Origin of the sequence: Mesorhizobium sp. M0663, from assembly GCF_040320585.1 — a bacterium.
In the GTDB taxonomy this organism is placed as follows: Bacteria; Pseudomonadota; Alphaproteobacteria; order Rhizobiales; family Rhizobiaceae; genus Mesorhizobium.
The window spans coordinates 142195-154335 of sequence record NZ_JAMYPX010000012.1 but is presented as its reverse complement, the minus strand read 5'-3'; the positions used below and the strand labels follow the sequence as shown (position 1 = coordinate 154335).

Sequence of the window (12141 nt, the reverse complement as noted above, 5' to 3'; positions counted from 1 at the left end):
CCTCCACAGCAGCTGCGCTGCAGCTGCGGAGGGTGGACCGGCATCTCCCCGTAAACGGGGAAGGCGCTGTCGCCAGCCCGTGCTTACCCAGGAGACGATCCAGTACCAATGACCTATGCCGTGTCCGAAATCCGATCCGCCGGCAGGCCGCGAAAGAAGCGGCTATCGCATGCCGCGATCGAGCCTTGGCTCTATCTCAGCCCGGCGATCGCGCTGCTGGTCGTCGTGCTCCTGGTGCCGCTGGTTATCGGTGTCGGCTACTCGTTCCGCAAATTCTCCGCTTTCAAATCCGAATATGTCGGGCTTGGGCAGTATCAGGCGATGCTGTCGGATCCTGTGCTCGGGCAGGCGCTCGTCAACACCCTATGGTGGACGGCAGCCAGCCTGTTCTTCCAATTTTTCCTTGGACTTGGCCTGGCGCTGCTGCTCGATACGCCGTTCCGGGGCAGAAAGATCGTGCAGGCCGTGGTGTTCCTGCCTTGGGCGGTACCGTCCTTCCTCTCGGGCCTGACCTGGGCCTGGCTGTTCAACCCGATCATCGGGCCGCTGCCGCATTGGCTCTACGCCTTGGGGCTGAAAGCCGAGCCAACCAACGTGCTCTCCGATCCCTCGACAGCCATGTGGGGGCCGATCGTCGCCAATGTCTGGTTCGGCATTCCCTTTTTTGCCATCACGCTTTTGGCGGCGTTGAAGTCGATCCCGTCAGAACTGCATGAGGCGGCGGCGATCGACGGCGCCTCGCCGTGGCAGCGCTTCACCAAGGTGACGCTGCCGTTCCTGGCGCCGACCATCGTCATTACCGTCATGCTGCGCACGATATGGATCGCCACATTCGCCGACCTGATCTTCGTCATGACCGAAGGCGGGCCTGCCGGTTCGACCGCCACGGTGCCGGTCTATATCTATGTCAGCGCGTTCAAGTCACTGGATAAGGGCTATGCCTCGGCGGTGGCGGTGCTGCTGCTTGTGCTGCTCATCGTCTATGCGATTGCGCTGATAGGCATCCGCCGCTCGCTGGTGAGGTACGTCTGATGATTGCCGGACGCTCCGTCTCCTCGCGCATTCTCGGCGGCATCGGCCTTTACGGCGCCATCGCCGCCTATATGGCCTTCGCGCTGTTCCCGATCTTCTGGACGTTGAAGATCTCGGTTACGCCGGAGCGGCTGCTCTATTCCGAAGGCATCACTTTCTGGCCGTCGCAAGCGACGCTGCAGAACTTCGTCACCGTGCTCGAAGCCACCGATTTTCCGCGCTATTTCCTGAACAGCGTTATCGTTTCGGTGTCGACGGCAGCCTTCGTAACGGTCATTGCCACGCTGGCCGGCTACGCCATGTCGCGATTTTCCTTCCGCGGCAAGGCGACCCTGGCCATCCTGCTTTTGCTCACCCAGACTTTTCCGCTGGTGATGGTCATTCCGCCGATCTACCGCATCATGGGACAGATCGGCCTCATCAACAGCCTGACCGGCCTCGTCATCATCTACACCGCGTTCAATACGGCCTTTGCGACCTTCCTGATGCAATCTTTCTTCGACGGCATCCCGAGAGACCTGGAAGAGGCAGCCATGATCGACGGCTGCACGCGCCTGCAGGCGATGCGCAAGGTGATCGTGCCGCTGACGCTACCCGGCATGGGCGCGACGCTCGGCTTCGTCTTTACCGCCGCCTGGAGCGAGTTGCTGTTTGCGCTGATGCTGATTTCCAGCGACGACCAGAAGACCTTCGCGGTTGGCCTGCTCACCTATATCGGCAAATTCGCGGTCGACTGGGGACAGATGATGGCTGCTTCCATCCTGGCGCTGATCCCGGTCTGCGTCTTCTTTGCCTTCCTGCAACGCTACCTCGTCACCGGCCTTACCGCCGGCGCCGTCAAGGGATAGATCGATGGCCTCCGTTACACTCGACAAAGTCCGCAAAGACTATGGAGCCGTGCGCGTTCTGCACGCGGTCGATCTCGAAATCGCCGACGGCGAGTTCGTCGTTCTGGTCGGCCCGTCCGGCTGCGGGAAATCGACCCTGCTGCGCATGATCGCCGGGCTGGAGGAGGTCTCCGACGGGCAGATCCATATTGGCGAGCGCCTGGTCAACGACATCGCGCCAAAGGACCGCGACATTGCCATGGTATTCCAGTCCTACGCGCTCTATCCGCACATGGACGTGTCGAAGAACATGGGCTTCAGCCTGATGCTGAGAAAGGCCGGCAAGCCGGCAATCGATGCAAGGGTGGACAGTGCCGCCAAGCGGCTCGGGCTCGATGCGCTTCTGCAACGCCTGCCGCGGCAATTGTCCGGCGGCCAGCGCCAGCGCGTCGCCATGGGACGGGCCATCGTGCGCGACCCGAAGGTCTTTCTCTTCGACGAGCCGCTTTCGAACCTCGACGCCAAGCTGCGCGTCCACATGCGTGCCGAGATCAAGGCGCTGCACCAGCAATTGAAGACCACTTCGGTCTATGTCACCCACGACCAGACCGAAGCGATGACAATGGCCGACCGCATCGTCGTCATGCATGACGGCCTCGTCCAGCAGGTCGGTGTGCCGCTCGATCTGTACGACCGGCCGGTCAACATGTTCGTCGCCGGGTTCATCGGCTCGCCCGGCATGAATTTTCTGCCTGCCGTAGTTGAAAAGGGCGCCAAGCCGGATGCCATCCTGGCCGACGGCCAGAAGCTGAGGCTGCCGGACGGCCTGCCGCTCAGGGATGGCGATGCGATCACCGTCGGCTTGCGGCCCGAGCATATCCGGCTCGCCGACAATGGCGCGCTGAAGGGCGAGGTGGGTGTCGTGGAGCCGCTCGGCCTGTCCACCCAGTTCTATGCCGGGCTTGCCGGCCAGCAGGTCTGCGTGTTTGCCATGGGCCGGGCCAGCGTGAAGCCGGGTGAGGCCGTGCGCCTATCGGCTGATCCGGCATCGCTCCATCTGTTCGATCCGGCAAGCGGCGATCGCATCGGCTAATCCTGCATCCCGAAATGAAAAACGCCGCCCGGAAGGCGGCGTTTCGGTACTGCGAGAGAAAACCCGATTACTTGATCTTGGTTTCCTTGAATTCGACGTGCTTCTTGGCGACCGGGTCGTATTTGCGGAACGACAGCTTGTCCGTCTTGGTGCGGCTGTTCTTGCTGGTCACGTAGAAGAAACCGGTGTCGGCGGTCGACAGAAGCTTGATCTTGATGTTTGCGGCTTTGGCCATGATGTTCGTCCGTTAATGTTCGTGGAGTTTTGGCCGCTGGAGCACGGGAAACACCCGGACGCGGGAAACTTGCCGCGACACATAAAGAACGCGCCCGGAAAGTCAACCCTTGTCCAGGTTCTGTGTCGTAAGCAGATGAGTTGTCCGGATTAGGTAGCACATGAGTTGTCCGGGTTTATTGCCAGCCGATGGAGGCTGGGGACGAAGCGGACATTGATGTGCTACCAAAACCCGACAATTTGATTGGGTGCCGACAGCCGCGGGAGGCTCCTGTGTGCCTCCGGCCGTCCTCCGGGTGGCGTCTCAGTTTGAATGCTAGCTATGAGTATCGAGCGATGGACGGCTGATCGATCACCCAAAGCCAGTTCCCGTCACCTTGCCGGCGAGCGATTTCCGCAGTAACGGTGCCATCGGCAAGGCGCGTGGAAGTGAGCGCCAAATCCCTGTTGATGATAGCCGGACGCTGATCTCCGAGATCAAACTTTCGTCCCGCTGCCACCAACTTGGCGTAAAATCGGCGGATGGCATCTCTGCCGCAGGCCAACTGTCCGTTGCCGGTAGCGAGGATGGCACCGGGTTCGTAAAGAGCAGCCATTCCTTCCGCGTCTCCCGCTTGCTCGCGAGAAACCAATAGCCGCGCCAGGTCCTGGGGATCGCTTGCCGGTTTGCGGTTTGCTTCATCATTCATCGGCAGGCTTCCTGACAGCCAAATTCAAACCGAGATACGACCAGGTTCCGGTCACTCCGCCGCGACGGTTTCCGGTTGCAACGCCTTCTTCCAGTCTCCCGTCGTGTTCCACCAGCGGTTCGGGTTGGCGCGGTCGTCGAGACCCTTGGAGCGGCTGGCAAGCAGTGGCTGAATGCGGATCACCGGCTCCTGATAGCTATGAACCTGGTAAATCGCTTCGACGACGCGAGCGGCGAGCTTCTGGTCGTCAGGCAGTTCGAACGACACCTCGACAGTCCCTGGCCGCCTGCGCAATTCCGTCTCGGCGCCGGCGGCGGCACCTTCAAGCGGCCGGTAGCGTTCGATGCCGTCCGCCGACTGGAAAGCATTGCTGTCATATTTGCCCATTCCGAGCGGTACGATCGCGACCACCGCCTCCATGATGCGGTCGACATCGGCTGCCGGTGCCTGAAAGGTCACCAGCAGCAGCAATTCCATCCGCAGCGATTTCGTTTCAAAGCCACTATCGATCATCCGAGGTCTCCCTGCTATGCATTTTGGGGGAGCATATACTCGAGCCCTCCTGACATGGTTGTGTCAGGAGTTGGTCAGCAGTGGGAGCGATGTCGGCAGCTGGGCCGACTCAGAGGATTTTGCGGAGCAGCCTGGTGCCGACCAGCACGATATAGCAGGCGAAGAACAGGCCGAGCGCCCAACCGAAGCCCGACGGCCCGAAAGCGTCCATGCCGATGCCGATTGCCTGCGGGCCAAGCACCATGCCGACGCCGTAGCAGAGAACGAAGGCGGCGTTGGCGGAGGCCAGTTCGTGGCCGGAAAGCTGGGAGCCGAGGTGAGCAAGACCGATTGTATACATAGCGGCGACCACACCGCCCCAGATGAACAGAAGCGCTGCCATCAAATGCCAGTTATGCGCGAAGAACGGCATGAAGACCGTGCCGGCAAGCCCGACAGTGGCACAGGCCATCAGCAGATAGCGGCGGTCGCTGACGCGGTCGCTGATCATGCCGATCGGGATCTGCAACAGCACATTGCCAAGCCCGATCATGGTGAGCAAAAGGGCGGCGTCCGCCTCTGAGTAGCCGATGCGGCTACCGTAGACCGGGAACAGTGCAAAGCCGCCGGTCTCGACCGCGCCGAACACCAGCACGGCGGCGGTTGCCGTCGGCACCAGCCAGATGTAACGCAGGAAATTGCTGGTTTCGCCGTCCGAGACGATCGTCGGGCTCTCGTTGCGTGCCGCCAGGACCGGTATGGCAGCGAGCGTAACCAAGGCGATGGTAACGCCGAAGGGCAGGAAGCCACTGCTGCCGAGATGGGCGAACAGCCAAGGCCCGGCGGCAAAGCCGAGAGACAGCACGGTGGCATAGATGCCGAGGACCAGTCCGCGCCGGTGTGGCGGCGCCGAGGTGCTGATCCAGAATTCCGACAGGATGAACAGCACCGTCAGCGCGATATGCAGCAGCACGCGCAGCGGAAACCACATCCAGAAAGCTGGCGCGAAATGGAAACCGACAAATGCCAGCGCCCCGGCGGCGATCATGGCAAGCATCGTCCAGGCGACCCCGAACCGCATGGCGAGCGGGGTGGCGAGCGGCGCGCCGGCGATAGAGGCGAGGCCGGCGACCGCGGTGTTGAGACCGATCATCGACGCGGAATGGCCACGCGTTTCCAGGATCACGCTGAGCAGCGGCATGCCAAGGCCGATGGCAATGCCGACGACGCTGATCGACGAGATCGCCGCGACCATCGGCAGCCAGTGTACGCGTTCCTTGCCCTGCGGCTGGATATCGACTGTCATGGAATGCCTGGCTGCTCTAGAGAATTTCGCGGACGAAGCGATTGCGGACAAGCCGGTAGAACGGCACGGGACCGCCGGGGCTCAGCAGCGGATCCCGGACGAGCCGGGTTTCCAGCTCCTCCAGGACCGTGCGCGTGATGTCTGGAATATCGACTTGCCGGGCCTTGGCCAGCGGCAGCCAAACGACGTCTTCCAACTCGTCGGTCGGACCGCCATCCGGCAGTTGCACGGCGACATCGTCGCGCCATGCGGCGAGAAAGCGCGTATCGAAGCGGCGCACCCGGTTGGGCGGGGTGATGGCGCGTGCGACGAAGCGCAGCGCTTGCAGTGATGGGATGACGCCGTGTTCGACAAAGCCCTGCCAGTCGCGCCTGGCGGTTGCGAACACGCCTTTTTGACCGATCAGCAGGCCGGCCTCCTCATAGGTTTCGCGGATTGCCGACAAGGCAATGGCGCGGGCGCGAGCCGGGCTGGTGCGACCGATGCCAGCGGTCAATCTCGCTTCTTCCTCGGGATGAAGTGCGGTGGCTATCGGGATGCGGCTGTCGGCCGGATCTGTGCGGCCGCCAGGAAACACGAATTTTCCCGGCATGAAGGCATGACGGGCGTGGCGCCGGCCCATCAGCACCAGGAATTCGTCGCCTTTGCGATCGAGCAGGATCAGCGTCGCGGCGTCGCGCGGGCGTATAGGCTTGGCCTCGAGCGCGTTCCGCTCAACCTTGTCGACTTCCGCCTTGGTCATAACGTCCATGCGCTCGACCTAGCGGAATCTTCTCCGATGCGAAAGTGGCGTCCAGCCATGCCGATTGCGCCAGCCTCGGTTTCAAGCCTCGGGATGCGACTCGATCAGATCTTCTTCACCGCCAAAGCCGTGCATATAAAACGCCCATTGCAGGCCGATGACAGCGCCCTTGACCGGCTGCAGCAGGACGACGGCGAGAATGATGGTCAATGGCACCCAGATGGCGATGTGCTGCCAGGTCGACAGCGTCGAGGTTGCCTCGACACCCATGAAGGCGCCGAGCACGATGTGGCCGACAATGACCACCACAAGATAGGCCGGCAGGTCGTCGGCGCGATGGTGGTGAAGTTCCTCGCCGCAATGATCGCATTTGTCGACGGTTTTGACGAAGGCGCGAAACAGCTTGCCCTCGCCGCAATGCGGGCAGCGGCCGAGCATGCCGCGCTTCATTGCCGTCCATAGCGGCCGGGCGGTCCGGCCCGAGTGATGTTCGCCGCCGAAAATCCGTTCTTCCACCTGCAGTTCTGTTGGCATTACCGTCTCCTGCCGCGCGAGCCTGGACGCGATTGCGACGCCCGGGCGCGGCCTTTGGCCTTGTGGAACGACCGTTTGGAGCCGGGCAGCGGCTTTGGCTCGGTCAGCATCTCGAAACGCATCGCGCCGGCCATCGGCGCCACCTCGATCAGGCGAACCTCGACGCGATCAGCAAGCTGATAGCCCTTGCCGGTGCGTTCTCCGAAAAGCGATCGGGCAGTTTCGTCGTATATATAGTAGTCGCCGCCCAGCGTTGAAACCGGAATGAAGCCATCCGCGCCGTACTGCGGCAATTGGACAAACAGTCCCGATTTGGTGACGCCCGAGATGCGGGCGTCGAAACGGTCGTCGATGCGCTCGGCGAGATAGGCGGCGATCAGCCGGTCGACCGTGTCTCTCTCGGCGGCCATCGCGCGGCGCTCGGTCGCCGAGATCAGTGCTGAGACCTCTTCCAGCCGTTCCGCCTCGTCCTGCGTCAGGCCGCCCGGACCAAGGCCGAGTGCGGCAATCAGCCCACGATGCACGATCAGGTCGGCATACCGGCGGATCGGCGAGGTGAAATGCGCGTAGCGCTTCAGGTTGAGGCCGAAATGGCCGATATTGGCGGGCGAATATTCGGCCTGGCTCTGCGAGCGCAGCACCACTTCATTGACCAGTCCCTCATTGTCGGCGCCTCGCACGCGAGCGAGGATGCCGTTGAACTGGTTCGGCCGCATCTGCGCACCGCGCGCCAGCGACAGGCCTAGGGTCTGCAGGAATTCACGCAGCGATTCCTGCTTGGCGAGCGAGGGCGAATCGTGGATGCGGTAGACCAGCGCCTGCCGCTTCGCCTCCAGTGTCTCGGCGGCGGCGACATTGGCCTGGATCATGAACTCTTCGATCAGCTTGTGCGCGTCGAGCCGCTCCGGCACGACGACCTTGTCGACGGTGCCGTCCTGCTTGAGCAGGATCTTGCGCTCGGGCAGATCGAGCTCAAGCGGCTGGCGCGTGTCGCGGCCGCGCTTCAGGATCGCGTAGGCGTCCCATAGCGGCTTAAGCACCGTATCGAGGATCGGGCCAGTCGTGTCATCCGGTGCGCCGTCGATCGCCGCTTGCGCCTGCTGATAGGCGAGTTTCGCCGCCGACTTCATCATGACGCGATGGAAGGAGTGTCTGAGTTTGTGGCCATCGGCCGAGAAAGTCATACGCACCGCTATCGCCGGACGATCCTGGCCCTCGCGCAGTGAACAGAGGTCGTTCGAGATGCGCTCCGGCAGCATCGGTACGACTCGGTCGGGAAAATAGACCGAATTGCCGCGCTTCAGCGCTTCGCGGTCGAGCGCCGTGCCATAGCGCACATAGGCGGCGACATCGGCAATGGCGACGGTGACGATCACGCCGCCGGCGTTCTTCTCGTCGGTATCAGGCGTGGCCAACACCGCGTCGTCATGATCCTTGGCATCGACCGGATCGATGGTGACCAGCGGCAGCTCGCGCCAATCGTCGCGGCCGGCAAGCGTCGCCGGCTTGACCGCCTCCGCCTCGGCGATGACGTCGGCTGGGAAAATATGCGGGATGTCGTGCGCGTGGATGGCGATCATCGAGACCGCCTTTTCGCTGGTCAGCGAACCCAGCACCGCCAGAACCTTGGCTCTCGGCAGCCCGTACCGGGAGGCCCGCGCCGGCTCGACCTCGACCAGGTCGCCGTTCTTGGCACCGTTCTGGAACTCCTTGTCGACGACCAGTTCAGGCTGGCGCCGCTCCACCGGCTCGATGCGGAACGTGCCGTCCTTCAGCACGCGGAAAACGCCGAGAACCGCATCGGTGCGCTTCTCGAAGATCTTCATCACCCGGCCGGTATAGGCCGGGCCTGCCGGATCGTCGGTTGGAAAGGTCTTGGCCAGCACGCGATCGCCGATGCCAGGTGTCGGGCCATTGCCGCCGCGCGACACGCGGATCGCTATGACCGGAGGTTCGCCATTGCCCACGGCTTCGGTCGGGTGCGCCAGCAGCGCACCGTCGGCGTCGCGGCCAAAGATGTCGAGCACCGCGACGTGGGGCAGGGCGCCGACACGGGCGAGCCGCTTGCGCTCCTTGGTCAGCAGGCCTTCGTCCTGCAGGTCGCGCAACATGTCCTTCAGCCAGACACGGTCTTCGCCGCGCAGCGCAAACGCCTTGGCGATGTCGCGTTTTCCGGCGCGGTCAGGATTTTCGGCAATGTAACGCAGGATCTCGTCGCGCGAAGGCCGGTAATTGTCCCTCACCTTGGCGCGGGTATCGGCGGTGCGCAGATCGCCGTGGCTTCTTCCGGAGACTTTGCGCGCCAACCCGTCCTATCCCTTTTTCCTGGCCGCCGGTTTTTTTGCCGCTGCCGGTTTTTTGGCAGGCGCGGCCGCTTTGCGGAAGGGCTTTCTGGCGCCATTGCCGCCCTTGGCTTCCTTTTCTGCGATCAGCGCCACCGCATCCTCGATCGTCACCGATTGCGGATCCCTGCCTTTCGGCAGCGTCGCATTGACCTTGCCGAAATTCACATAAGGCCCGTATTTGCCGTCGCGCACGACGATCTTGCCGCCGCCGGCAGGATGCTCGCCAAGCTCTTTCAATGCAGCGGGCGTGGCGCCATTGCGGCCGCCTTTGCCTTTTAATTGCTTCTCGGCGATCACCGAGACGGCGCGATTGAGGCCGATCGAGAACACGTCCTCGATGCTGTCGAGATTGGCATAGGTGCCGTCATGCAGCACGAACGGCCCGTAGCGTCCCAGACCGGCCGAAATCATCTTGCCGGATTCCGGATGCTGTCCGACATCGCGCGGCAGCGACAGCAGGGCGAGCGCCTTTTCGTGATCAATCGAATCGACCGTCCAGCCCTTCGGCAGGCTGGAGCGCTTGGCTTCCTTGCCGTCGCCGCGCTGGATATAGGGGCCGAACCGGCCATTGCGCAGCGTGATCTCCTCGGCGGTATAGGGGTCCTTGCCGAGCACCTTGGTGCCGTCTTCGCCGCTGCCGTTCTCGCCATTGGGATTGGCGGCGTCGCCGAGCTGGCGGGTGAACGAGCATTCTGGATAGTTCGAACAGCCGACGAAGGCGCCGAACTTGCCGAGCTTGAGCGACAGGTTGCCGGTGCCGCATTTCGGGCATATGCGGGGGTTGGAGCCGTCTTCCCGCGCGGGAAACACAAGCGGCGCCAGCTCCTCGTTGAGGGCGTCGAGAACGTCGGTGACGCGCAGCTCCTTGATGTCGGCGACGGCGCCGGAAAAATCCTTCCAGAAGTCGCGCAGCACGTCCTTCCAGGCGAGCTTGCCGTCAGAGATTTCGTCGAGTTTCTCCTCGAGCGAAGCGGTGAAGTCGTACTCGACATAACGCTCGAAGAAGCTTTCGAGGAAGGCCGACAATAGCCGGCCCTTGGCCTGCGGCACCAGCTTGCGTTTGTCGATGGTGACGTAATCGCGATCCTCGAGCGTCTTCAGGATGGCCGTATAGGTCGACGGCCGGCCGATGCCCAACTCTTCCAGCTTCTTGATCAGCGAGGCTTCCGAATAGCGCGGCGGCGGCTCGGTGGTGTGCTGGGTGGCGTTGATCGCCTCGCGGGTGAGCTGCTCGCCGGCACGGATCTCGGGCAGGCGGCGGCTTTCTTCATCTTCCGAATCTTCTTCCTTCTGCTCGATGTAAGCGGCAAGGAAGCCGTCGAAGCGAACAACCGAGCCGACGGCGCGAAGCTCGGCGGTACGCGAACCGTTGATCGCCTCGATCTCAACCGTGGTGCGCTCGATCTCGGCCGGCTGCATCTGGCTGGCGATGGCGCGTTTCCAGATCATCTCGTAAAGCCGCGCCTGGTCGGCATCGAGATACTGCCTGACGGAAGCCGGCGTGCGCATGAACTCGGTCGGGCGGATCGCCTCGTGCGCTTCCTGGGCATTCTTGGCTTTGGCGGAATAGACGCGCGGCTTTTCAGGCAGGTATTTCGGGCCGAATTCCTTGGCGATCGCATCGCGTGCGGCAGAGATCGCCTCCGGCGCCATCTGTACGCCGTCGGTTCGCATATAGGTGATCAGGCCGGTGGTCTCGCCGCCGATCTCCATGCCCTCATAGAGCCGCTGCGCGACCTGCATGGTGCGGTTGGCCGAAAAACCAAGACCCGATGAGGCGGCCTGCTGCAGCGTCGAGGTGGTGAAGGGCGGGCCGGGATTGCGCTTGGTCGGCTTGGCTTCGACCGACAGCGCCTTGAAGCTGGCGCCTTCGAGCATCGCCTTGATGTCGTCGGCCTGCGCCTTGTTGGAAATATCGAGCTTTTGCAGCTTCTTGCGCTCGAAGGCGGTCAGCCGCGCCTCGAAATTTTCCTTGCGCGGCGTACCGAGGATGGCGGCGACCTGCCAGTATTCCTCGCGGATGAAGCGCTCGATCTCGGATTCGCGGTCGCAGACCAGACGCAGCGCCACCGACTGGACGCGGCCGGCTGAGCGGGCGCCGGGCAGCTTGCGCCACAGCACCGGCGACAGCGTGAAGCCGACAAGATAGTCGAGTGCGCGGCGGGCGAGATAGGCGTCGACCAGCGGTCCATCGATCTGGCGCGGATTGGCCATCGCTTCCAGCACCGACGCCTTGGTGATAGCGTTGAAGACGACGCGGCTGACCGGCTTGTCCTTCAGCGCGCGCTTCTGCTTCAGCACCTCCAGGACATGCCAGGAAATAGCTTCGCCCTCGCGGTCCGGATCGGTGGCGAGGATCAGCCCGTCGGCGTCCTTGACCGCCTTGGCGATGTCGGCGAGACGCTTTCCGGACGCGGTGTCGACGGCCCAGGACATGGCAAAGTCCTCATCCGGGCGTACCGAGCCATCCTTGGCCGGCAGATCGCGGACATGGCCAAACGAGGCCAGAACCTTATAGTTCTTGCCGAGGTACTTGTTGATTGTCTTCGCCTTAGCCGGCGATTCGACGACGACGACGTCCATACGGTCTCATATCAGTTGTGATGCGGCAGAAGAATTCCGCTGCGCGCGACGAAATCTCGTTCAATGTGTCGCTCACATGGCCGCGCTTTTGCATCCGGTCAAGGCCAAGCAGCCAAAATGCGGCCCTGCACCGAATGCGCAACCCAGCGGCGCCATGCGATTTTCCGCAATCCTGGACAAGGGAAATGGGCCGCCTATCGCTGGACAAGCCCGGCAATTGATCCTGGAGAACGGGACAAACTCTCCCGCGGATATAAGAGAAAC

At 62.8% G+C, this 12141-nt stretch carries 11 protein-coding genes; 3 read left to right on the top strand and 8 right to left on the bottom strand.

Going from position 1 to position 12141, the window contains the following annotated elements; all coding sequences use genetic code 11:
- Positions 1 to 108 precede the first annotated feature (108 nt).
- From NKI54_RS21120 to NKI54_RS21110, 3 genes are read left to right on the top strand one after another with little or no spacing between them, the layout of a single operon-like run.
- Positions 109 to 1032, top strand: a complete 924-nt coding sequence (locus NKI54_RS21120) for a carbohydrate ABC transporter permease (RefSeq protein WP_352636802.1) — start codon at positions 109 to 111, stop codon at positions 1030 to 1032.
- Complete coding sequence (locus tag NKI54_RS21115) at positions 1032 to 1880, top strand: carbohydrate ABC transporter permease (protein WP_352594495.1); 849 nt, start codon at positions 1032 to 1034, stop codon at positions 1878 to 1880. Before NKI54_RS21120 ends, NKI54_RS21115 begins: the two co-directional genes overlap by 1 nt.
- Positions 1881 to 1884: 4 nt before the next feature.
- Positions 1885 to 2952: an ABC transporter ATP-binding protein gene (locus tag NKI54_RS21110; RefSeq protein ID WP_352594494.1), complete on the top strand. Its 1068-nt coding sequence runs from the start codon at positions 1885 to 1887 to the stop codon at positions 2950 to 2952.
- A 67-nt stretch (positions 2953 to 3019) separates the two neighbouring features.
- On the opposite strand, the gene rpmG is transcribed toward NKI54_RS21110, so the two are convergent.
- The 8 genes from rpmG to topA form a co-directional block, all read right to left on the bottom strand.
- A complete protein-coding gene (gene rpmG, locus NKI54_RS21105) occupies positions 3020 to 3187 on the bottom strand; it encodes a 50S ribosomal protein L33 (protein ID WP_006201775.1) in 168 nt (55 codons plus the stop codon).
- Positions 3188 to 3506: 319 nt separating this feature from the next.
- The gene (locus NKI54_RS21100) at positions 3507 to 3875 is read right to left on the bottom strand and encodes a YybH family protein (RefSeq protein WP_352455648.1); all 369 of its coding nucleotides are present in this window, start codon (positions 3873 to 3875) and stop codon (positions 3507 to 3509) included.
- A gap of 51 nt (positions 3876 to 3926) precedes the next feature.
- Positions 3927 to 4388: a YqfO family protein gene (locus NKI54_RS21095; RefSeq protein ID WP_352568798.1), complete on the bottom strand. Its 462-nt coding sequence runs from the start codon at positions 4386 to 4388 to the stop codon at positions 3927 to 3929.
- Positions 4389 to 4497: 109 nt separating this feature from the next.
- A complete protein-coding gene (locus NKI54_RS21090; protein WP_023679978.1) occupies positions 4498 to 5673 on the bottom strand; it encodes an MFS transporter in 1176 nt (391 codons plus the stop codon).
- A 16-nt stretch (positions 5674 to 5689) separates the two neighbouring features.
- Positions 5690 to 6424: an NUDIX hydrolase gene (locus NKI54_RS21085; protein ID WP_352594493.1), complete on the bottom strand. Its 735-nt coding sequence runs from the start codon at positions 6422 to 6424 to the stop codon at positions 5690 to 5692.
- Between the two features lie 72 nt (positions 6425 to 6496).
- The gene (locus NKI54_RS21080) at positions 6497 to 6949 is read right to left on the bottom strand and encodes a DUF983 domain-containing protein (protein ID WP_023679976.1); all 453 of its coding nucleotides are present in this window, start codon (positions 6947 to 6949) and stop codon (positions 6497 to 6499) included.
- On the bottom strand, positions 6949 to 9255 hold the full coding sequence (rnr, locus tag NKI54_RS21075) for a ribonuclease R (protein ID WP_502898236.1): 2307 nt from the start codon (positions 9253 to 9255) through the stop codon (positions 6949 to 6951). Before rnr ends, NKI54_RS21080 begins: the two co-directional genes overlap by 1 nt.
- Positions 9256 to 9261: 6 nt before the next feature.
- The gene (gene topA / locus NKI54_RS21070) at positions 9262 to 11877 is read right to left on the bottom strand and encodes a type I DNA topoisomerase (RefSeq protein ID WP_352530874.1); all 2616 of its coding nucleotides are present in this window, start codon (positions 11875 to 11877) and stop codon (positions 9262 to 9264) included.
- Between the last annotated feature and the right edge of the window lie 264 nt (positions 11878 to 12141).